Origin of the sequence: Amycolatopsis lurida, from assembly GCF_900105055.1 — a bacterium.
Taxonomy (GTDB): Bacteria; Actinomycetota; Actinomycetes; order Mycobacteriales; family Pseudonocardiaceae; genus Amycolatopsis; species Amycolatopsis lurida.
The window spans coordinates 1404124-1425985 of the sequence record NZ_FNTA01000004.1 but is presented as its reverse complement, the minus strand read 5'-3'; the positions used below and the strand labels follow the sequence as shown (position 1 = coordinate 1425985).

Below are 21862 nucleotides of genomic sequence, written 5' to 3'. Positions count from 1 at the left end.
GTGAAACCACCAAACTCGTGTCCGGAATTCTTTCCAACGGCAGCCGGGCGGGCGTCTGCGACCCGGCGCTGCTGGAGTCGATGCTCTTCAGCCCCGGCCGCAGGCGGCTGGTGGTCGACTCGCGGCTGGCGGGCGGTGAGCTGGTGCGGCACCACGAAAAAGCCAGGCAGACCGAAATCAGGGTGTACGGCGGAGTGCTGCGGCACATGCTGGTCTTCGACGCCCGGTACGCGGTCGTGCCGCTCGACGAGCTGAGCCTGCACGCGGGCGCGCTGGTGCTGCGTCCCCCGCTCGTCGGTCCCTGCGGCCAGTTCTTCGGGGTCCTCTGGTCGGAATCGCGGCCGCTCGGTGGCGGGCCCGGCCGGGGCGCCTGTCTCAAGGGACGGCAGCGGCAGGTCGCGGACCTGCTGGTGGAGGGAGCCACGGATCATCAGGTCGCCAACCGCCTCGGCCTGAGCAGCAGGACCGTGCGCACGATCGTGTCCGAGTTGCACGATCGGTTCGGCACCACTTCGCGGATGGCCTTGGGTTTCCGTCTCGGCCGCGTGACCAAACGCGTCTAGTCCGGCCTCGCGTCCACAAGAGACACTTCTCCGAAGGCAGGTGCCCGGCTTGGGGAGTTCGGGGTCGTGAGTGGTAAGTGTCGTTCTAACGACACTTACCACTCACGACCCACGCGAGAAACGGACGACTTCGCACCGGCGTCGGCCCGCAAGTCAGTCTCAAACCCTGCCGTCCGGCGCGGCCATCTCATCGCGAAGTCGGTGAAGGCGCCCTGCGCGGCACGATCATTTTCGACTCACCCCACGACTCCCTCCGGGTCCGCGCATAGAGCCGTCGAGACCTGCTCATGGGCGCGGGTGGTGAAGGCCTCCTTCCCTACTTTGAGGGTAAGCAAAGGGACCTTCATGGCAGCGAGTCGATCACAACCGCTCACGACGTCCGGTACCGCACCTCCCAGGCTCCCGAGGTCCCCTCCGTCGCCAACTCCCGCTTGAGCACTTTGTGCGTCGCCGTCCGCGGCAGTTCCTCGACCACCCGCACGAACCGTGGCCACTGTTTCGGCCCGAGATCGCCCTGCGCCACCACGAAAGCGGCGAACTCGTCCGGGTCGATCGATGACCGGCAGGCCAGCGCGGCCATCACCTGGTCGCCCACCCGCGGATCCGGTATCCCGTACACGGCCGCCTCGCGGACGGCGGGATGCCGCAGGAGCGCGCGTTCGATCGGGGCGGTGCCGAGGTTCTCGCCGTCGACGCGGAGCCAGTCGCCGAGCCGTCCGGCGAAGTAGCAGTAGCCGTCCGCGTCGAGGTAGGCCAGGTCGCCGGTGTGGTACATCCCGTCACGCATCCGCTCGGCCTCGGCCGCCGGGTCACCGTAGTACCCGGCGAAGAATCCGGGCCCGCCGGTGTTGACCAGTTCGCCGACCGCCTCGGCCGCGTTGAGCAGCTTCCCGCCTTCGTCGAACTTCGCCGGGGGACAGGGCTTCCCGGTTTCCGGGTCGAGGACGGCGACGCCGTCGAGCAGCCGGCCGAGCGAGCCGGCCGGGGTGGTGGCGTCCCTGCCGAAGTTCACGCCGCCCTCGGTCGAACCGAAGGCGTCGACCACGTGGCAGCCGAAACGCTTGCCGAAAGCGGCGAGGTCGGCTTCCGCGCCTTCGTTGCCGTAGACCAGTTTCAGTGGATTGTCGGCGTCGTCGTCCCGTTCGGGAGTGGTGAGCACATAGGACAGTGGCTTGCCGACGTAGTTGGCGTACGTCGCCCCGAACTGCCGTACGTCCGGCAGGAAACCGGACGCCGAGAACCGCCGCCGCAACGCGATCCCCGCGCCTGCCGCGAGCCCGACCGACCAGCCGGCCATGATGGCGTTGGAGTGGAACATCGGCATCGACACGTACACAGTGTCCTCTGTGGACAGACCGAATCGGGTGGCCAGCATCTCGCCGGGGTAGGTGATCTTGCCGTGCGTGCACCGGACGGCCTTCGGGTCGCCGCTGGTGCCCGAGGTGAAGATCAGCATCAGCAGGTCTTCGGGCTTCGCGGCCACGGGGACGACAGCCTCCCGCGCGGGTTCGAGATCGCTCAGGGGCAGCACCGGGACATCCGCCTCGGACAGGAACGAAAGGTACTTCTCCTCGGCGAACACCAGCTCGCAGTCGGCCAGTGCGACGTCGCGGGCCAGCGCCGCGCCCCGCCGTGTGGGGTTCAGGCCGACCAGCACGTGTCCCGACAGCGCCGCGCCGCCGAGCAGGAACGAGAACTCGGGGACGTTGTCCGCCAGCAGCCCGAAGTGCCCGCCGGGCCGCAGGATGCCGGTGAGCGCGGCGGCGTGCCCGGCGCAGGCTCGGACGTGTTCGGCCCAGGTCCAGCGCCGGTCTTCGAACAGCAGGCCGGTCGAGCGGTCCTCCGCCCGCGCGAGCAGGAGTTCCGTGACCGTGGGGGTCATGCCGGGTCCGCGGCCAGCAGGTCGCCGAGGCCCCGCAGCTGCGCGGTCGCCCCGCCCAAGGTGAACTCGAGCCGTTTCGCCGCGACGAAATAGCGATGCAGCGTGTGGTCGACGTCGATGCCGACCCCGCCGTGGACGTGCACGGCCGTGTGCGCGACCCGGTGCCCGGCCTCGGCCGTCCAGAACTTCGCCGTCGCGGCCTCTTCGGCCGCCGGAAGCCCTTCGCTGAGCCGCCAGGCGGCCTGCCACAGCGTCAGCCGGACAGCTTCGACGTCGACGTAGGCGTCGGCGAGCCGCTGCCGCACCGCCTGGAAACTCCCGATGAGGTGACCGAACTGCTTGCGCTCCCGCGCGTACGCCGCGGTCAGCTCCAGCGCTCGTTCGACCACGCCGAGTTGCTGTGCGCAGACACCGATCGTGCCCCTCAGCCGCAGCCATTCGCCGATGTCGCCCAAGGACGTGGCGGCCTTCGCGCCGGACAGTTCGACGAGCGCCGCGTCGGCGTGGTCGACGGTCCGCTGTGGCGAGACCGTCACGGTGTCCCGGTCGAGCAGGAACACTCGACGGCCGCCGTCGATGGCGGCTTCGACGAGGAACCCGTGCGCGAAAGCGCCCGACGCCACCGCGGTCTGCGCGCCGGTCAGCCGCCAGCCGTCGCCGTCGGCCTCGGCGGTGAACCCGCACGGCACGCCGTAGTCCGGCAGCGCCACCGCGAGGACCTGGTCGCCGCGTAGCACCGGGACGACCCAGCGCTCGGCAAGCCTCCCGTCCCCGAATTCGGCAACGGCCGCGGCGCCGAGGACGACCGACGTCAGATAGGGCACGGGCGCGACCGCGCGGCCGATCTCGGCCAGTACGGAACACTGCTCCAGCAGCCCGAACCCGCCACCACCGACCGACTGAGGAAGCGCGGCGTCGAGGACCCCTGCCTGCGCCAGGGAGGTCCACAGTGGAGCGTCGAATCCGCCGGACCCGTGGGGCCCCAGCATATCGGGGGTGACCTTGTCCGTCAGGATCCGGCGCGTGAGCGAAGCGAGATCCTGCTGCGCTTCGGTGAGCGTGAAGTCCATGGATGTCTCCTAGCGCGTGACGGGCAGGCCGAGGGCGGTCGCGGCGATCATGTCCCGCTGGATCTCGTTGGTCCCGCCGCCGAAGGTGAGGATCAGCGAAGACCGGTGCAGCCGTTCGATCCGGCCGCGCAACTGGGCGCCGGGGGAGCCCTCTCGGACCACGGCGCCCGCGCCGAGGATCTCCATCATCAGCCGGTACGCCTCGGTCGCGAACTCCGTGCCGAACACCTTCGTCGCCGACGCCTCCGCCGGGCCGAGGTCGCCGCTCGCGGCCGCCCAGGCGATCCGCCAGTTCCGCAGTTTGAGGTACTCGGCGTGGGTGTGGATCCGCGCCAGATGCAGCCGCACCCACGGCTGGTCGATGACGCGGGAGCCGTCGGGCAGTTTCGTCGTCTGCGCCCAGCTCCGTACCTCGCGCAGCGACGTCTGGATCGGGGCGGCCGAGGTCAGCGCGACACGTTCGTGGTTGAGCTGGTTCGTGATGAGCGGCCAGCCCTCGTTCTCCCCGGCGACCCGGGAGGTCACCGGCACGCGCACGTCGTCGTAGTAGGTCGCGCTCGTACCCGGCCCGGCGACCGTGTGCACCTTCGTCCAGGAGAAGCCGGGGGCCGAGGTCGGCACGATCAGCATGCTCAGGCCCTTGTGCTTGCGGGCGTCGGGGTCGGTGCGGGCGGCCAGCCAGACGTAGTCGGCGTACTCGATCAGGCTCGTCCACATCTTCTGGCCGTTGATGACGTAGTCGTCGCCGTCGCGGACCGCGCGGGTGCGCAGGGACGCCAGGTCGGTGCCCGCGCCCGGCTCGGAGTAGCCGATCGCGAAGTGCAGCTCGCCGGCGGCGATCTTCGGCAGGTAGAACGCCTTCTGTTCTTCGGTGCCATAGCGCATGATGGTCGGCCCGACGGTGTTCACCGTGAGGAACGGGACGGGCACCCCCGCCGCGGCCGCTTCGTCGGTGAAGACGAGCTGGTCGAGCATCGACCGGTCCTGTCCGCCGTACTCGCGGGGCCAGCCGATCGCGAGCCAGCCCGCGCTACCGAGATCGCGGACGATTTCCTTGTACACCAGGCCGTCACCGTACTCGCCACCGTCACCGGCCAGGGCTTCACGGCGTTCGGGGGTCATCAGCCCGGCGAAGTACTCCCTGAGTTCCGCCGCCAGCGCCCGCTGCTCCGGCGTGTAGTCGATCCGCATCCGTCACCTCTGCCGTCGGTGCTCGTTACTGGTGCCATGGCCGCTCGCGGCGGTAAGGTAGAACCTGTTCTAGTTGTACCAGTGTGGCGGCGAGGAGGGAATATGGAGATCGACGTCGATCGCTCGCTCTGTGAGGCGAACGCGATCTGTGTCGGCTTCGCGCCCGAGGTCTTCGATCTCGACGACGACGAGGAGCTTGTCCTCGCGTCGGCGGAAGTTCCGCAAAACCAAGTAGAACGTGTTACTCAAGCCGTGGCGAGCTGCCCGAAAAACGCCCTGCTCATACGTGGTTAGCACCGTTTATTTGCTGCTTGCATCGAGCAAGAACAGATTCTACTGTGTGCGGAGAGGCTGTGCGGTGAAAGGCGGGAGGCCCGGAGTGGGTTTGGACGGCAAGACGGCCATCGTGACCGGGGCCGGCGCGGGACTCGGCCGGGCCGAGGCGCTGGCGCTGGCCGCCGCGGGAGCGTCGGTGGTGGTCAACGACGTGTCGGCCGCGGCGCAGACGGTGGCCGACGAGATCGAGGCCGAGGGCGGCAAGGCCGTCGCGGTCACCGGCGACGTGTCGGAGTCCGCGACCGCGGACGCGCTGCTCACCGCCGCCGTCGACCACTTCGGCGGGCTGCACGTCGTGGTCAACAACGCGGGCGTGCTGCGCGACCGGATGCTGTTCTCGATGTCCGACGACGACTGGGACACCGTACTCGGGGTCCATCTGCGCGGGCATTTCCTGCTTTCGCGCAACGCCGGGGCGTACTGGCGCGACAAGTCCAAAGTGGACGCGGCGCCGGTGTACGGCCGGGTGGTCAACACCGCGTCGGAGTCGTTCCTGCTCGGCGCGCCCGGCCAGCCGAACTACGGCGCGGCCAAGGCGGGCATCGCCGCACTCACCGTCTCCACCGCACGCGGCCTTTCGCGGTACGGCGTCCGCGCCAACGCGATCTGCCCGCGCGCCCGCACGGCGATGACCGAAGGGGTCTTCGGGGCCGACGCGCCGGAAGGGATCGACCCGCTGTCGGTCGACCACGTCGCGCCGTTCGTGTCCTTCCTCTGCTCGCCCGAGGCCGATCGCGTCAACGGCCAGGTGTTCCTCGTCTACGGCGGGATGGTCGCGCTGATGCGGCCGCCGTCGGTGGAACAGCGGTTCGACACCGTCAACGGCACCTGGACCGCCGACGAACTCGCCACCAGCGTGGGCGGCTACTTCGCCGACCGCGACCCGGAACGGATGTTCTCCGCGTCCGAGATCATGTCGCTGCCGTGAATCGGAGGAGATGACGATGGGCAGGCTCGACGGCAAGGTAGCGCTGATCACCGGCGGCGCCCGCGGGCAGGGCGAGGCGGCCGCGCGGCTGTTCGTCGCCGAGGGCGCGCGCGTGGTGATCGCCGACATCAACGACCTCGACGGCAAGAAACTCGCCGCCGATTTGGGTGAATCCGCGGTCTACCAGCATCTCGACGTCGGTGACGAGGCCGAATGGGACGCCGCGATCGAGCGCACCGTCTCGGAGTTCGGCCCGCCGACCGTGCTGGTCAACAACGCGGGCATCCTGCACTTCTCGGAACTCGGCAAGACCACGCTCGCCGACTACGAACGCGTCATCCGGGTCAACCAGATCGGGGCGTTTCTCGGGATGCGTTCGGTCGTTGAACCGATGACCGGGGCCGGAGGCGGCTCCATCGTCAACGTGTCCTCAGTCGAAGGGCTCGCCGGGATGCCGTTCCTCGTCGCCTACACCGCGAGCAAGTTCGCGATCCGCGGCATGACCAAGGTCGCCGCGCTCGAACTCGGCGCGAAGAACATCCGGGTCAATTCGGTCCATCCCGGCGCGATCGACACCCCGATGGTCGCGGCCGCCGCCGGCGGGCAGAAAGTCGACATGTCGTGGGTGGGCAAGAAGGTCGCCTTGGGCCGTGTCGGGCAGCCGGAGGACATCGCGAAACTCGTTCTGTTCCTGGCCAGTGACGAAAGTTCGTACAGCACGGGCGCGGAGTTCGTCGCGGACGGCGGGGCGACCGCGACGCACGCGCTCAAGTTTTGACGCGGAGGTGCCGAGAGCAAAGTGAACACCGCTAACGCACTGGGGCGTTGACAGGTGGAGTAAGACTCGGGGCAGGCTACTGGGAGGTTCTGTGAACGCATCGGTGTCCGTCCCGGGTACGGGTGCGCTCATCCAGGTCGGCAGGCTCGCGACCCTGTCGTGGGAAGTCCTGCGCGCGATCTTCAAACGCCCGTTCCAGTTCCGCGAATGGATCCAGCAGTGCTGGTTCTTCGCCAGCGTCACCATCCTGCCGACGGCGCTGGTGGCGATCCCGTTCGGCGCCGTCATCGCCTTGCAGCTGGGCTCGCTGACGCAGCAGATCGGCGCGCAGTCGTTCACCGGCGCGGCGAGCGCGCTCGCGATCGTGCAGCAGGCGAGCCCGCTGATCACCGCGCTGCTGGTGGCGGGCGCGGGCGGCAGCGCGGTCTGCGCCGACATCGGCGCCCGCAAGATCCGCGAAGAGATCGACGCGATGGAAGTCCTCGGGGTCAACCCGATCCAGCGCCTGATCGTGCCCCGCGTGCTCGCCGCGATCGTGGTTTCCGTGCTGCTGAACGGTTTGGTCAGCGTCGTCGGCGTACTCGGCGGCTACTTCTTCAACGTCGTCATGCAGGGCGGCACCCCCGGCGCGTACCTCGCCAGCTTCAACGCGCTCGCGCAGGTGCCGGATCTGTGGATCAGCGAGATCAAGGCGCTCCTCTACGGTTTCGTCGCCGGGGTGGTCGCGGCGTTCCGCGGGCTGAACCCGGCGGGCGGGCCGAAGGGCGTCGGCGACGCGGTGAACCAGGCCGTGGTCATCACATTCCTGCTGCTGTTCCTGATCAACGTCGTGCTGACCGCGATCTACCTGCGGATCGTGCCGCCGAAGGCGATGTGACATGGCAGGCGAACCCGCAGTTTCGGACCGGACGCTCGAAATCATCGCGCGTCCCGGCGCGATGCTGGAAGGCTTCGGCGGCCAGCTGTCGTTCTACTTCCGCGCGCTGGCCTGGACCCCGCGCACGATCCGGCGCTACGGCCGCGAGATCTTCCGCCTGCTGACCGAGGTCAGCTTCGGCACCGGCGCGCTCGCGGTGATCGGCGGGACGCTCGGCGTGATGATCGGCATGACGCTGTTCACCGGTCTCATCGTCGGCCTGCAGGGCTACTCCGCGCTGAACCAGCTCGGTACCGCCGCGCTCACGGGGTTCATCTCGGCGTACTTCAACACCCGTGAGGTCGCGCCGCTTTCGGCCGGGCTCGCGCTTTCGGCCACCGTCGGTTGCGGGTTCACCGCGCAACTCGGCGCGATGAAGATCTCGGAGGAGATCGACGCGCTCGAAGTGATGGGCGTGCCGAGCCTGCCGTATCTCGTGACGACACGGGTGATCGCCGGCGTCACCGCGGTCATCCCGCTCTACGCCGTCGGCCTGCTTTCGTCGTACCTCGCCTCGCGGCAGATCACCATCTGGCTCTACGGCCAGTCCGCGGGCACCTACGACCATTACTTCACGCTGTTCCTGCCGCCTGAAGACGTGCTCTGGTCGTTCCTCAAGGTGATCATCTTCAGCGTGCTCGTGATCCTTTCGCATTGCTATTACGGCTACACCGCCAGCGGTGGGCCCGCCGGGGTCGGTGTCGCGGTCGGCCGCGCGGTGCGGACGTCGATCGTGCTGATCTCGGTCCTCGACTTCTTCCTCAGCCTCGCGATCTGGGGCGCCACGACGACGGTGAGGATTTCCGGGTGAACAGGAGGATTCTGCTGCGGCGGCTCCGGCATCAGGTGCTGGGCCTGGTCTTCCTCGTGGTGGTCGTGCTGTTCTTCGTCACCACCATCGCCTTCTACCAGAAGGCCTTCACCACGGTGACCCTGGTGAAACTGGAGACCGACCGCATCGGCAACCAGATGCGCGAGGGCGCGGACGTGAAGGTGCGCGGAATGGTCGTCGGCGAGGTCCGGACGATCCAGGCGCACGGCGATCGCGCGACGATGGAACTGGCGCTGCAGCCGGACAAGACGTCGGTCATCCCGTCCAACGTGTCGGCGCGGCTGCTGCCGAAGACGTTGTTCGGCGAACGGTATGTCGCTCTGCAGATACCCGAGAAGCCGGAGCGGCACATCGCCGAGGGCGACGTCATCCCGCAGGACCGCAGCAGCAGCGCGATCGAGCTGGAAACCGTGCTCGGCAACGTGATGCCGCTGCTGCAGGCCGTCCAGCCGGAGAAGATGGCCAGCACGCTCAACGCCGTCGCGTCCGCTTTGGACGGTCAGGGCAAACAGCTCGGCGCGACGATGGCGGGGCTTTCGGACTACCTCGGCAAGGTGAACCCGTCGCTGCCCGACCTGAAGGCCGACATCACCGGGATCGCCGACGCCGCCAAGATCTACGACAAGGCCGCACCGGATCTGCTGGCCGCGCTTTCGGATCTGACCACCACGAGCAAGACCCTGGTCGAGAGCCAGCGCGGGCTCGTCGACGTGTACTCGACGGTGACCGCGGCCTCGATCGACCTGACGAGTTTCCTGAAGGTGAATCAGGACAACCTGATCCGCCTCACCACCAACCTTCAGCCCACTTTGGACGTTCTCGCGAAGTACGCGCCGGAGTACCCTTGCCTGCTCAAACAGCTCGCCGGATCGGTGCCGCGCGCGGAACTCGCGTTCGGCAAGGGCACCGCGCATCCCGAGGTCAGCCGGGTGACGATCGAGTTCACGCCGAGCCGTGGCAAGTACCTCCCCGGCGTCGACGAGCCGAAGTACAACGACAAACGCGGCCCTCGGTGCTACCCGGAAGTGCCGCCGCCAGGCCGCTGGCCGCAGTACCCGCCGGACGGCGCCATCGACGACGGGTCCTCGAAACCCGCGCCGCCGCGCGACCCCGACGGCACCCTGCCCTCTGGCGGGAGCGCGGGTGGTTCGGTGGTGAACACGCCGGACGAACAGCGGCTGATCGACCTGCTCGTGTCGCCGGCCATGGGCACGACCCCGGACCAAGTGCCGAACTGGGGGAGCCTGCTGGTGGGGCCGCTGTACCGCGGGGTGGAGGTGGAACTGCGATGAGTACTCAGGCGACATCGGGCCAGGGCGGGCTGAAAGCGTCCTTCACCGCATGCCACGCAGCGAAGGGAGCTTTCACCGCGTCGCATGCGATGAAAGCGTCCTTCAGCCCCCGGGACGCGGCCGGTGGGAGGGACACCCGATGAGGTCCTTCGTCCCGGATCTGGTCAAGATCCTCGTCTTCGCCGTGGTGACCGTGCTGCTCACCGCGGTCCTCGGCGCCACCATCGCGAACACCAACTTCGGCGACACCGCCGGCTACACGGCCAAGTTCACCGACGCGTCCGGGCTCAAGGAGGGCGACGACGTCCGCATCGTCGGCGTGAAGGTCGGCCAGGTCGGCAAGATCGAGGTCGAAGAAGGCGAGAAGAACTTCGCCCAGGTCCATTTCGACGTCCAGACCTCGCATCGGCTGCCCGCGTCGGTCACCGCGACGATCAAGTACCGCAACCTGGTCGGCCAGCGGTATCTCTCGCTCGGCACGGACATCGGCGACGAGAAGTCGTTGCCGCGCGGCGGGGTCATCCCGCCCGAGCGCACCAAACCGGCGCTCAACCTGACCGTGCTGTTCAACGGGTTCAAACCGCTCTTCCGCGCGCTGAACCCCGAGGACGTCAACAAACTCTCCTACGAGATCATCCAGGTCTTCCAGGGCGAGGGCGGCACGATCACCAGCCTGCTCGCACACACCGCGTCGGTCACGTCGGCCATCGCGGGCAAGGACAAGATCATCGGTGACGTCATCGCGAACCTCAACACGGTGCTCGGCACGGTCGAGAAACGCTCGCCCGAGCTGGGCGAGCTGATCGACCAGACCCAGCGGCTGGTCACCGGGCTCGCCGAGCAGCGGCAGCCGATCGGGGAGGCGGTCAAGGCGCTGGGCGACCTCACCGTCGCCACCACCGGCCTGCTCGCCGACGCGCGGCCCGCGCTCAAAGACGACGTCGTCCAGCTCGGCGCGCTGTCGCAGAACCTCGGCGACTCGGAACAGCTGCTCGAGCATCTCCTGCAGGTGCTGCCGGGCAACCTGCAGAAGTTCACCAGGACGCTGAGCTACGGCAGCTGGTTCAACTACTACCTGTGCGGGATCTCCGGCAGCATCGGCATCAAATCACTCGACATCGAACTGCCGATCACGCCGCTGCCCGGCACGCAGCGACCAGAGAGGTGCGGGCCGTGAAACCGCTCAAGGAACGCAACCAGGCCGTGGTCGGCGGCGTGACACTCATCCTGATCGTGCTGATCACGGTGACGACGTACTTCTCCGACCGGATCCCGTTGTTCGGCAGCGGGACGACGTACTCCGCGTACTTCGGCGAGTCCGCGGGGCTGGCACCGGACAACGAGGTCCAGGTCGCCGGCGTCAAGGTCGGCCAGGTCAGCTCGGTGGAGCTGGCGGGCAAGAAGGTGCTGGTGAAGTTCCGGGTCAAGGATGTCCGGGTCGGCGACGCGACCGCCGCGTCGATCGAGATCAAGACGCTGCTCGGCGAGAAGTTCCTCGCGCTCACCCCGAAGGGCAAGGCGAACCAGGACCCGAACACCACCATCGGGCTCGACCGCACGCGGACGCCGTTCGAGCTGCAGGACGCGTTCCAGGAGCTGTCGGGCACGGTCGGCGAGATCGATACCGCGCAGCTGGCGTCGAGTTTCACCGTCCTCTCCGACGCGCTCAAAGACAGCCCGCAATACCTGAAGGACGCGTTGAGCGGGCTTTCGTCCTTGTCCAAGACGGTGTCCTCACGCGACGGTGACCTGAAGACGTTGCTGGCCAATACGAGCAAGGTGTCCAAGACACTGTCCGACCGCAACGCGCAGCTGAAACGGATCCTCGACGACGGCAACCTCCTGCTCGCCGAGCTGCAGAACCGGAAGGACGCGATCAGCACCTTGCTCAAGGGCACGCAACAGGTCTCGGCACAGCTGTCCGGTCTCGTCGCCGACAACCGGCAGCAGCTGAAGCCGACACTGGAGAAACTCGGCAAGGTCACCGACATCCTGCAGCGCAACCAGGACAACCTCAGCCGCAGCCTCGCGCTGATGGCGCCGTTCGCCCGCGTCGGCGCCAACGCGACCGGCAACGGGCGCTGGTTCGAGGGATACCTGTGCGGGTTGCTGCCGCCGACGATCATCGCGGGCGCGTTCCAGGTCAACCCGGAGGGCTGCACCCCGCCGATCGCGGCGCCGAACCAGGGGGTGGGCGGACGATGAGCACCCGGACCCGCACGCTCTACCACCGGGTCGCGTTCGCCTGCGTCCTGGTGCTGGTCGTGACCGCCGGGCTTTGGCTGGTGTTCAAAGAACCCGGCGGGACCCGGATCAGCGCCTACTTCGGGAAGACCGTCGGGCTCTACGCGGGCTCCTCGGTCCGGGTGCTCGGGGTGAAGGTCGGGGAGATCACCGGGGTCACGCCGCAGGGCGAGGCGGTCCGGGTCGACATGCGGATCGACGGCGACACCCCGATCCCGGCCGACGCGGGTGCCGTCGTGGTCGCGCCGAGCCTGGTCAGCGACCGGTACGTCCAGCTGACTCCGGCGTACGAGAGCGGCCCCGAAATGGCCTCGGACACGGTGATCGCGAAGGAGAAGACGGCGACGCCTGCCGAACTCGACGACCTCTACACCAGCCTGGACAAGCTCTCGACCAGCTTGGGACCCAACGGCGCCAACAAGAACGGCGCGCTGTCCGACGTGCTCGACACCGCGGCCGCGAACCTCGACGGCAACGGCAAGAACCTCAACACCACGGTGACGCGGCTGTCCGAGCTGGCCAAGACGCTGGACAGCTCCAAAGGCGACCTGTTCACCACGGTGCAGAACCTGAACTCCTTCACCGGGGCACTGGCCGAGAGCGACAAGCAGCTCAACGAGTTCTATCGCCGGGCCGCGGACGTGAGCGGCTTCCTGGCCGCGGATTCCGCCGACGTGGGCGCCGCGCTGACCTCCCTGGCGACGGCGATGGGCGACGTCGAAAAGTTCGTCGCGGAGAACAAGGATCTCCTCTCGTCCAATGTGGACAAGCTCGCCGGGCTGACGAAGGTGCTCGTGGATCAGCGGGCCTCGCTCGCCGAGGTGATCGACATCGCGCCGACCGGGGCGACCAACTTCATCAACTCCTACGACGCCGCGTCCGGCACGATCGCGGTGCGGGACAACCTGAACGAGCTGACGCATCCGCCGATCCTGACCGTGTGCCGCCTGATCAGCGCGAGCACGCCGAAACCGATCCCGGACGCGCTGGGCAACATCTGCAAACAGCTCGCACCCGTTCTCGACGGCACGCTGAAACTCCCGTCGGTCCCGCAGGTGCTGGCCTCACTGCAAAGCGGTGAGTTGCCACCGCTGCCGCTCCCGCTCGTCGACGTCATGACGAAGGGGCTTCCGAAATGAGGCGGCAACGGCAGAAGATCGCGGGAGTGCTGGCGGGCGTTCTCGTGCTCGCCGGCTGCGGTGACGGCGGTTTCTCGGGGCTGTACAACACACCGTTGCCGGGCGGCGCGGATCTCGGCGACCACCCGTACCGGCTTTCCGCGCAGTTCTCCGACGTCCTCGACCTGGTGCCGCAGGCGAGTGTGAAGGTCAACGACGTCCCGGTGGGCCGGGTCGAGAAGATCGACCTCGCGCCGGACACGCGTTCGGCGTGGGTGAGCATGGTCGTCAACGGCGACATCGCGTTGCCCGCGAACGCGCGTGCCGAGCTGCGGCAGTCGAGCCTGCTCGGGGAGAAGTTCGTCGACCTGCACGCCCCCGAGAAACCCGAAGGAGCGCTCGCGGAGGGCGCGAAGATCCCGCTGGACCGCACGAATCGCAACCCCGAGGTCGAGGAGGTCCTCGGCGCGCTTTCCCTGCTGCTCAACGGCGGCGGCGTCGAGCAGATCCAGAAGATCAGTCACGAACTCAACGAAGCGCTCACCGGCAACGAGGCCGAGGTCCGCTCCCTGCTGTCCCAAGTGGACAAGCTGGCCACCGAACTCGACGGGCACAAGGGCGAGATCCTGCGCGCCATCGACGGCCTCGACAAGCTGTCCAAGACCCTCGTCGGCCAGACGCAGAACCTCACGAACGCGCTAGACAACCTCTCGCCGGGGCTCAAGGTCGTGACCGAGCAGCGGGATCAGCTCGTCGGCATGCTGCAGTCGCTGAACACGCTGTCCGGGGTCGCGACCGAAACCATCAAGGCGAGCAAGGACACGCTGGTCGCGAACCTCCGCGCGTTGCAGCCGACGTTGCAGAAGCTGGCCGAGGCGGGCCAAGATCTGCCGACGGCGCTGCGGATCCTGCTCACGTACCCGTTCCCGGACTACGCGGGCAACGTGATCAAGGGCGACTACGCGAACGTCGAAGCGAAGATCGACCTGAAACTGGACACGTTCCTGGAGAACATGAACAACTCGTCGCAGCCGATCATCCAGCTGCCCGGTACCCAGGGGACCGGTACCCCCGGCGCGATCCCGTTCAACAACGGTGCCGCGCCGCCGGTGCTGCCCTTGCCCACCGGTGATCTTCCGCAGACGCCGCAGGCACCGCAAGGGGACGTGCTCGGCGGCGTGCTGGGCGGGATCCTCGGGCCGCTGCTCGGAGGTGGCCGGTGATCACGCGCAAGACCAGGATCCAGCTGGCGGCGTTCGTCGTCATCGCGGTGGTTTCGGTCGTCTACGCGGGCGGCAAGTACGCCGGGCTGGACCGGCTCTTCGGCACCCGCGGCTACCTCGTCACCGCTCAGCTCGTGGACTCCGGCGGGATCTTCGTCAACGCCGAGGTCTCCTACCGCGGTGTCGCGGTGGGCAAGGTCGCGTCGATGACGCTCACCGAACACGGCATCGACCTCGGCCTCGACATCGATTCGGGGGCGCCGAAGATCCCCGCGGACACCAAGGCCGCGGTCGCGAACCGGTCGGCGGTGGGGGAGCAGTACGTCGATCTGCTGCCCATGCACGAAAACGGGCCGTACCTGGCCGAGGGATCGGTCATCAAGCGCGACAAGACGTCGATCCCGCTCGCGCCGGACACCGTGCTGTCCAATTTGGACAAGCTGGTGTCGAGTGTGAAGCCGGAATCGTTGAAGACCGTCGTCGACGAGACCTACGAGGCCTTCGCGAACGCTGGCCCGGATCTGCGGCAGCTGCTGAACAGCACCGGTTCCCTCACCGCGACCGCGACCCAGTACCTGCCCGACACCCAGGGCCTGCTCGCGAACTCGCGGACGGTGCTGGACACCCAACGGCGGCAGGCGGACAACATCACCCAGTTCTCCAGCGGGCTCAAGACGATCGCCGCGCAGCTGAAGACGTCGGACCCGGATCTGCGGCGCGTGATCGACGAGGCACCGAAACTGAGCCGCCAGATCAGCGACGTGCTCGCGGTCTCCGGGACCGACCTCGGGGTGCTGTTCGCGAACACGCTCACGACCGCCCAGATCACCTCCGCCCGCACCGACGCCATCGAGGAACTGCTCGTCGCGTATCCGATCATCTCGGCGTTCTCGCGTTCGACGTCGCCGGACGGCACCGGTCACCTGGGCGTGGTGTTCAACTTCTTCGACCCGGTCTCGTGCACGAAGGGCTACGAAGGCACGAAACAGCGCCCCGCCAACGACACCACCGAGGCACCGGTGAACACCCAGGCGTACTGCGCCGAGCCGCCGGGAAGCCCCACCGGCGTCCGTGGTTCGCAGAACGCTCCGTACGCAGGGAAGCCGCCCGCGGTCCCGGAGCGGCCGAAGCAGACCCCGCAGGCGGCGGAATCCGCTCAGCTGCCGGGTGTGCTGAGCCTGCTCACGGGCTCCGCCCCCGGCGGACTCGGCGCGTTGCTGGGCGGCAAGTAGTGCTCACCCGTGCCCTCACCGTCGTCGCCGCGCTGGCGGTCCTCGCGGCCGCGTGGTTCGGCTGGTCGTGGTGGAGCGCCGCCCGGGACGACGGCCTGGCGAGGGGCCGGGAACGCGAAGCCGTTCTGGCCGCCGCGTCCGGCCAGCTCGAAGTGCTCAACACGATCGACTACCGCAGCGGCGCCCAGGACGTCGACCGCTGGCTCGGCGTCACCACGGGACGGCTCGGCAAGGACCTCACCGGCGACCGGCAGATTCAGATCGACCGGGCGACCGCGAGCAAGACCGTCGCCACCGCCGACCTCAAACAGGCCGCGGTCACCGAACTCGACGCCACGGCCGGGACGGCGCGGCTGATGGCCGTGCTGGACGTGCGGGTCAGCACCGGTGGCGGCTCGGCCGCGCCCAAGATGAGCAGGCTGACCGTGGACTACCAGCGCGTCGCGGACGGCTGGAAGGTCAGTGCGGTACAGGCGGCGGGATCATGACCGGACGCGTCCCGCGGATCCTGCTCGCGATCATCGTGGTGGCCACCGGCTGCGCGGTGTGGTTCGGCCTCCAGGCGTCCTCGCTGGGCTCGGACGGCAATGCGGCGCTGGTGGACCAGGCCGCCACGGCCGAGGTCGCGGACCAGGTCGGCGCCGGGGTGAAGGCCGTCTTCTCCTACGACTACAGCAACCTCGCGCGCACCGAGCGGGCCGCGGGCGAGGTGCTGACCGGCGAGGCGACCGGGCAGTACCGGGACCAGTTCGCCTCGGCGCGGAAACGGGCCGAGGACCAGAAGCTCGTGCGGACGACGACGGTCCGGTCGCTGGGTGTCCGGTCCCTGCGCGGGGACCAGGCCGAGGTTCTGCTGTTCCTCGACCAGCAGACGATGACCGCCGGTGGCGGCGCGCCGCAGTCGACGGTCTCGCAGCTTTCGGTCACCGCGCAGCGCGTCGACGGCCGGTGGAAGATCTCCCGGCTGACTCCGCTGTGATCAGGAGAGGCGTTTCATGTTCGCGCCGGTGATCACGCCGCCGGAAACGGTGTAGGAACCGGAAAAAGTACGGAGCGAACCGTCGGTCTGCCGGGCCGAAAGGTCGACATACACGGTGTTCCCGCTCACGCTCGTCACGGTGAGAGCGACCCACGAAGTCGTCGCGTATCCCTTGGCGTAGGAGGCGAGAGTGCCGCCTTTGGCGAGCTTTTTCCCGCCGAGGTTCCACGCGGTGGAGAAATCGCCCCGGTTGATCGCGTCGTAGTAGGAGATCACCGTCTGCGCCACCGGGAACGCGGGCACGGGTGCGGTATGGATCGTCTGCGTCGTGGGAGGTGCCGCGTAGATCGTCTGCGGCGGGGCCGCGACCACCGGTGGTTGTACCACGATCGTGCTCGTGGGAGCGGCCAGCGCGACGACAGGTGTCGCCGTTCCCTGATTCGGTACGGCGCACGCGGCCACCCCGCCCGCGGCCATTATCGTCACTGCCGCCCAGTTCTTCGCTCTCATTTCCATGCCCCTCGTTTCTCGCCTTTTCGTTCGTAATACCGAGAATGCTGGAAAAACGCCTGGGTCACTAGAGGACTTGTCCTCGTTACGAATACTGGAAAACGCACCGCAACCGTTATGGGATCTTGTGTGCGTGAGGCGTAGGCCACCCTCGTCTCACGCCGGACCGCCCCCGGGTTTAGCGTTAGGCATGACCACTGCACCTGTCGATGTCGAGAGCGCCCGCCGCGACTACGCGGCCCTCGTCGACCGTGGCCTCTCCCTGGACATCACCCGCGGCAAGCCGTCCCCTCGCCAGCTGGACCTCGCCGACGGGCTGCTCGCCCTCCCCGGAGACGTGCGCAAGGCCGAAGACGGCACGGACGTCCGGAACTACGGCGGCCTCAAGGGCCTGCCCGAGCTCCGCCGGATCTTCGCCGGGCCGCTGCAGGTCCCGGCGGAGCAGTTGCTGGCCGCGGGCAACTCCAGCCTGGAGCTCATGCACGACTCGATCGTGCAGGCCTTCCTCAGCAAGCTCCCGGGTGCCGAGCGCCGCTGGGCCGACGAGCCGAGCGTCAAGTTCCTGTGCCCCGTGCCGGGCTACGACCGCCACTTCGCGCTGGCCGAGCGCTTCGGGATCGAGCTGATCCAGGTGCCGCTGACCGAGACCGGCCCGGCCATGGAGGTCGTCGAACGTCTCGTCGCCGAAGACGCCGCGGTCAAGGGCATCTGGTGCGTGCCGAAGTACAGCAACCCGACCGGCGTCACCTACAGCGACGACACCGTGCGCCGCCTGGCGACGATGACCACGGCCGCCCCGGACTTCCGGATCTTCTGGGACAACGCCTACGCCGTGCACCACCTCACCGACGAAGAGGCGCGGCTGGCGGACCTGCTCGCGCTGGCCACCGAGGCGGGCAACGCCGACCGTGTGTTCGTCTTCGGCTCCACCTCGAAGGTCACCTACGCGGGTGGCGGTGTCGGCTTCTTCGGCGCCTCCGAGGCGAACCTGGCCTGGTGGACCGGCCTCATCGGCAAGCGGACCATCGGCCCGGACAAGGTCAACCAGCTCCGCCACGCGCAGTTCCTGCGTGACGAGGACGGCGTCCGGGAACACATGCGCAAGCACGCCGAGCTCATCGGGCCGAAGTTCGCGGCCGTCGACGAGATCCTGACCAAGGAACTGGGCGAATCGGGCCTCGCGTCCTGGACCAAGCCGACCGGCGGGTACTTCATCTCGCTGACCGTGCCGTCCGGGACCGCCAAGGAGGTCGTGCGGCTGGCCAAGGAGGCGGGGATCGCCCTGACCCCGGCCGGCGCGACCCACCCGTACGGCGACGACCCCGACGACGCCGTCATCCGCATCGCGCCGACGTACCCTGAGCTGGCCGAAGTCGAAGAGGCCATCCGCGGTCTCGCCGTCTGCGTCCGCCTTGCCGCGGCGACGAAGAAGTAATCGAGGGGTAAGCCGGAAATGGCGTGATCGAACCCCGGTCTAGGAGGCCGTTTTCGCGATGAGATGGCCATCCTGGACACCCGTGCGAAGTGTCCATTAAGGACATTCCTCAGCGATTGTGTGCCCGTTTGACGGCATGATGTCCGGTTCTCATGGGGGTCGTGAGTGTTTTGTGTCGTTAGAACGACACAAAACACTCACGACCCCCGCGCGAAACGCCCAAACCGGGCACGCGATACGCCGCAGTTCGAGATCCAGGCAGAAGGGCGCGGGGCAGCGCGCAGGTGATCACCGGTGCCGTCCCGGAGGTCGTGCGTGATTGGACGGACGACACGCGTGACTAAACGGACGACACGCGTGACTGGGCGGACGGCACGCGTGACTGGACGGACGGCACGCGTGACTGGACGGACGGCACGCGTGACTGGACGGACGGCACGCGTGACTGGACGGACGGCACGCGTGACTGGACGGACGACACGCGCGCGGCCGGCGCCATGCCAGAGCCGTCCGCCCGGACACGCGTGTCGTCCGTCTGATCACGCGTGTCGTCTCTCTGATCACGGGTGACGGCCACCCTCGCGCGGCTTCCGAGATCTTTCCAATCCGGGGCACGGGTGGTTCCGAACGTCCGAGTGGGTGGGTGTGCACCGCAAAGACGAGAGGAACCACTCGTGTTCGGAAAGCCCTTCGTTCGTACCTTGATCTCGCGCAGCGCCGAGAACCGCACGGATCGCCGCCGGTTCCTGAAGGCCGCGGGCGCGGCGGGGCTCGGTGTGGTCGGCGCGACCTATCTCGGCGTGCAGGCCACTTCGTCCGCCTCCGCGACGGGTGACGCCGCCGCTGCAGGCGCACCCAGCGACGCCGCCGTGCTCAACTTCGCGCTCAACCTGGAGTACCTCGAAGCCGAGTTCTACTCCTTCGCCGTCCACGGCCGCGGGCTGCCGGACGACCTCACCGGCGGTGTGGGCGCCCAGGGTGGCGTCGTCGGCGGCAAGAAGGTGATGTTCCACGACAAGACGCTGCACCAGTTCGCGAAGGAGATCGCGGGCGACGAGGTCGCGCACGTCAAGTTCCTGCGCGGCGCGCTGGGCGAGGCCGCGGTGTCGCGGCCCGAGATCGACCTGAAGAACAGTTTCACCGCCGCGGCCCGGGCGGCCGGGCTACTCAGCGAGTACCAGCAGTTCGACCCGTTCGCCAACGAGAAGAACTTCCTGCTGGCGGCGTTCCTGTTCGAGGACGTCGGCGTGACGGCCTACAAGGGTGCCGCGCCGCTGATCACCAACAAGACGTTCCTGGACGCGGCCGCGGGCATTCTGGCCGCCGAGGCCTACCACGCCGCCACCATCCGGACCTCGCTGTTCGACCGCGGCCTCGGCGACGCGGCGGCCAAGATCTCCAACGCCCGCGACACCCTCGACGGCCCCGGCGACGACGACCAGGGCATCCTGCTCGGCAACCAGGCCAACATCGTGCCGGCCGACAACAACGGCATCTGCTTCGGCCGCGGCGCCGACCGGGTGCTGAACGTCGTCTACCTGAACCCCGGCCCGGTGAAGGAGGGCGGGTTCTTCCCCAAGGGGGTCAACGGCGACATCGTCGCCAGCGGCGGCGCGTGACCCCCCGCTGACCGCTCTGTCGTGTCGCCGTTTCCCGGTACCGTCGGGTGACGGCGACACGACAGGGGGTCAGCGGTGAAGGCTGTGATCATCGGCGGCGGCATCTCGGGCACGGTGACCGCGATGGCGTTGCAGCGGGCCGGGATCGAGGCGAGCGTCCACGAGGCGTACCCGTCCGGCGGCGAGGACGCGGGCGCGTTCCTGACCATCATGCACAACGGCATGGACGCCCTGCGCGCGATCGGCGCCGAGGCACCCGTGATCGACAACTCCTTCGGCGCGGCGGGCCTGGAACTCGTGACGCCGGACGGGCGGACCGTCGAGAGGCGTTCCTTCGACATCGACGGCCTCGCCGGGCCGCGCACGATGACGCGGGCGTCGCTTTATCGCGTGCTGCAGGAAGAAGTGATTTCGCGCGGGATCTCCTTCGATCGCGGGAAACGGCTGGTTTCCGCCACACCGGGGGTCGCTCGCTTCGAGGACGGTTCCGTGGTCGAAGGCGACATCCTGATCGGCGCGGACGGGCTGCGGTCGGTCGTCCGGACCATCATCGACCCGGACTGCCCGCCTCCGCGCTCGACGGGCCTCGACGTCGTCTACGGCTACACGACCGACACGAGCATCCCGCAGGCTCCGTCCCTCTATCGGATGATTCAGAGCCTGCACGCCTTCTTCGGCTACACGAGCACGCCCGACGGCGCGACGTACTGGTTCGCGCGGCTTCCCACGGCCGAGGGCGTGCGTTCCGGCCTGTCGCCCGCCGAATGGCGCTCGGCCGCTTTCGCCGCTTTCGACGGGGAACCGTTGCCTGCCGCGGAAATCATCCGGTCCACAGGAGACGAAGTCTTCGGTGGGCATGCCTACGACGTCCCCTCGACGCCGGTGTGGTTCACCGAGTCGATGGTTCTCGTGGGCGACGCGGCGCACGCGGCCTCGCCCGCCGCGGGGCAGGGAGCCTCGATGGCGCTGGAGGACAGCGTCGTGTTGGCCCAGTGTTTGCGGGATCTTACTGACGCCCCAACGGCTTTCGCGGCCTACGAGCGGCTGCGGCGGGCGCGGGTGGAGGAACTGGTGGCCGGTAGCGCGGCGGTGTCGTCGGGGACGACGTCCGACCGGGACCGGAACTGGCTGTACCGGCACCACATCGAGTGGGACGCGAAGATCACCGGGTGAACGCTCCTGTGACGCCGGTCATACCCCGAGTGATTCCCGGGTGACGCTTGTCGATCATCAGTACGGTACGCGGCGTACCGACCGAATCACCCCTGGGGGTCAATGATGTACAACAAGGTTCGTGCGCTCCTCCTCGCCACCTTCGCGGTGACGGGGCTGGCCGTGGTGAGCGCGCCGGCCGCACACGCCGCCACGTACACGCAGGTGGGCTATGCGAGCTCGTTCGGCAGGCAGGTGTACCTGTGGCGCAACAACGACAACGGGTGCATCCACGCGCAGGGCAAGAGCATGCGCAACGGTGACGAAGTGATCCTGCAGGTGGTCAGCGGCGGCCTGCTCATCGACGACGATGTGCAGCGCGCCAACGCCACCGGCGTCTCGGTCAACACGCAGTCGTTGTGCAACAAGGGTGGCGCCGGCTTCCGGGGTCTCGTGAAGGACGCGAACGCGAACGGACCGCAGACCGGGACTTACCAGAACTGGTAGCCAAAAGTACGTGAAGGCCCCCTTCACTGCGCTGGACGCAGTGAAGGGGGCCTTC

At 68.3% G+C, this 21862-nt stretch carries 22 protein-coding genes; 18 read left to right on the top strand and 4 right to left on the bottom strand.

Features of this window, described 5'->3' with window-relative positions; all coding sequences use genetic code 11:
• The first annotated feature begins 17 nt into the window (after positions 1 to 17).
• Positions 18 to 563 carry a helix-turn-helix transcriptional regulator gene (locus BLW75_RS11825; protein ID WP_158005430.1) on the top strand — a complete coding sequence of 182 codons (546 nt, stop codon included), beginning with the start codon at positions 18 to 20 and terminating at the stop codon, positions 561 to 563.
• Between the two features lie 370 nt (positions 564 to 933).
• On the opposite strand, the gene BLW75_RS11820 is transcribed toward BLW75_RS11825, so the two are convergent.
• The 3 genes from BLW75_RS11820 to BLW75_RS11810 are packed head-to-tail and all read right to left on the bottom strand — an operon-like array spanning position 934 to position 4706.
• The gene (locus tag BLW75_RS11820) at positions 934 to 2445 is read right to left on the bottom strand and encodes a long-chain-fatty-acid--CoA ligase (RefSeq protein ID WP_034322629.1); all 1512 of its coding nucleotides are present in this window, start codon (positions 2443 to 2445) and stop codon (positions 934 to 936) included.
• Complete coding sequence (locus BLW75_RS11815) at positions 2442 to 3515, bottom strand: acyl-CoA dehydrogenase family protein (protein WP_034322627.1); 1074 nt, start codon at positions 3513 to 3515, stop codon at positions 2442 to 2444. The genes BLW75_RS11820 and BLW75_RS11815 overlap by 4 nt, the downstream gene beginning before the upstream one ends.
• 9 nt (positions 3516 to 3524) lie before the next feature.
• The gene (locus tag BLW75_RS11810) at positions 3525 to 4706 is read right to left on the bottom strand and encodes an acyl-CoA dehydrogenase family protein (protein WP_034322624.1); all 1182 of its coding nucleotides are present in this window, start codon (positions 4704 to 4706) and stop codon (positions 3525 to 3527) included.
• A 102-nt stretch (positions 4707 to 4808) separates the two neighbouring features.
• Between BLW75_RS11810 and BLW75_RS11805 the strand changes: the two genes are divergently transcribed.
• The 13 genes from BLW75_RS11805 (at position 4809) to BLW75_RS11745 (ending at position 16584) form a co-directional block, all read left to right on the top strand.
• On the top strand, positions 4809 to 5000 hold the full coding sequence (locus tag BLW75_RS11805) for a ferredoxin (protein ID WP_007033756.1): 192 nt from the start codon (positions 4809 to 4811) through the stop codon (positions 4998 to 5000).
• Positions 5001 to 5085: 85 nt separating this feature from the next.
• On the top strand, positions 5086 to 5970 hold the full coding sequence (locus BLW75_RS11800) for a 3-oxoacyl-ACP reductase (protein WP_034322621.1): 885 nt from the start codon (positions 5086 to 5088) through the stop codon (positions 5968 to 5970).
• 16 nt (positions 5971 to 5986) lie between these two features.
• Positions 5987 to 6748: a glucose 1-dehydrogenase gene (locus BLW75_RS11795; RefSeq protein WP_034322618.1), complete on the top strand. Its 762-nt coding sequence runs from the start codon at positions 5987 to 5989 to the stop codon at positions 6746 to 6748.
• A gap of 91 nt (positions 6749 to 6839) precedes the next feature.
• Positions 6840 to 7625, top strand: coding sequence for an MlaE family ABC transporter permease (locus BLW75_RS11790; RefSeq protein WP_091597335.1), 786 nt, complete (start codon positions 6840 to 6842; stop codon positions 7623 to 7625).
• A gap of 1 nt (position 7626) precedes the next feature.
• On the top strand, positions 7627 to 8475 hold the full coding sequence (locus tag BLW75_RS11785) for an MlaE family ABC transporter permease (RefSeq protein ID WP_034322613.1): 849 nt from the start codon (positions 7627 to 7629) through the stop codon (positions 8473 to 8475).
• The gene (locus BLW75_RS11780; protein WP_034322610.1) at positions 8472 to 9788 is read left to right on the top strand and encodes an MCE family protein; all 1317 of its coding nucleotides are present in this window, start codon (positions 8472 to 8474) and stop codon (positions 9786 to 9788) included. Before BLW75_RS11785 ends, BLW75_RS11780 begins: the two co-directional genes overlap by 4 nt.
• Positions 9789 to 9927: 139 nt before the next feature.
• On the top strand, positions 9928 to 10965 hold the full coding sequence (locus BLW75_RS11775) for an MCE family protein (RefSeq protein WP_034322605.1): 1038 nt from the start codon (positions 9928 to 9930) through the stop codon (positions 10963 to 10965).
• Positions 10962 to 11993: an MCE family protein gene (locus BLW75_RS11770; protein WP_034322720.1), complete on the top strand. Its 1032-nt coding sequence runs from the start codon at positions 10962 to 10964 to the stop codon at positions 11991 to 11993. Before BLW75_RS11775 ends, BLW75_RS11770 begins: the two co-directional genes overlap by 4 nt.
• On the top strand, positions 11990 to 13171 hold the full coding sequence (locus tag BLW75_RS11765; protein ID WP_034322601.1) for an MCE family protein: 1182 nt from the start codon (positions 11990 to 11992) through the stop codon (positions 13169 to 13171). Before BLW75_RS11770 ends, BLW75_RS11765 begins: the two co-directional genes overlap by 4 nt.
• Positions 13168 to 14373 carry an MCE family protein gene (locus tag BLW75_RS11760; RefSeq protein WP_034322597.1) on the top strand — a complete coding sequence of 402 codons (1206 nt, stop codon included), beginning with the start codon at positions 13168 to 13170 and terminating at the stop codon, positions 14371 to 14373. Before BLW75_RS11765 ends, BLW75_RS11760 begins: the two co-directional genes overlap by 4 nt.
• Positions 14370 to 15605 (top strand): MCE family protein, encoded by a 1236-nt coding sequence (locus BLW75_RS11755; protein ID WP_034322594.1) that lies wholly within the window; start codon positions 14370 to 14372, stop codon positions 15603 to 15605. Before BLW75_RS11760 ends, BLW75_RS11755 begins: the two co-directional genes overlap by 4 nt.
• Complete coding sequence (locus BLW75_RS11750) at positions 15605 to 16093, top strand: hypothetical protein (protein WP_034322591.1); 489 nt, start codon at positions 15605 to 15607, stop codon at positions 16091 to 16093. The genes BLW75_RS11755 and BLW75_RS11750 overlap by 1 nt, the downstream gene beginning before the upstream one ends.
• Positions 16090 to 16584 (top strand): hypothetical protein, encoded by a 495-nt coding sequence (locus tag BLW75_RS11745; RefSeq protein WP_034322588.1) that lies wholly within the window; start codon positions 16090 to 16092, stop codon positions 16582 to 16584. Before BLW75_RS11750 ends, BLW75_RS11745 begins: the two co-directional genes overlap by 4 nt.
• Here BLW75_RS11745 and BLW75_RS11740 read toward each other — a convergent pair whose 3' ends face one another.
• On the bottom strand, positions 16585 to 17094 hold the full coding sequence (locus BLW75_RS11740; protein WP_091599716.1) for a hypothetical protein: 510 nt from the start codon (positions 17092 to 17094) through the stop codon (positions 16585 to 16587).
• 190 nt (positions 17095 to 17284) lie between these two features.
• Here BLW75_RS11740 and BLW75_RS11735 point away from each other — a divergent pair, with 190 nt between their 5' ends.
• From BLW75_RS11735 to BLW75_RS11720, 4 genes are all read left to right on the top strand, one after another.
• Positions 17285 to 18529: an aspartate aminotransferase type Ic gene (locus tag BLW75_RS11735; RefSeq protein ID WP_034322581.1), complete on the top strand. Its 1245-nt coding sequence runs from the start codon at positions 17285 to 17287 to the stop codon at positions 18527 to 18529.
• Positions 18530 to 19203: 674 nt separating this feature from the next.
• Positions 19204 to 20148, top strand: a complete 945-nt coding sequence (locus tag BLW75_RS11730; protein ID WP_034322560.1) for a ferritin-like domain-containing protein — start codon at positions 19204 to 19206, stop codon at positions 20146 to 20148.
• A 75-nt stretch (positions 20149 to 20223) separates the two neighbouring features.
• Entirely contained in the window at positions 20224 to 21321 is a 1098-nt protein-coding gene (locus tag BLW75_RS11725) for an FAD-dependent oxidoreductase (protein ID WP_034322558.1), read from the top strand.
• A gap of 105 nt (positions 21322 to 21426) precedes the next feature.
• Complete coding sequence (locus BLW75_RS11720; protein WP_143055316.1) at positions 21427 to 21807, top strand: hypothetical protein; 381 nt, start codon at positions 21427 to 21429, stop codon at positions 21805 to 21807.
• Positions 21808 to 21862 lie beyond the last annotated feature (55 nt).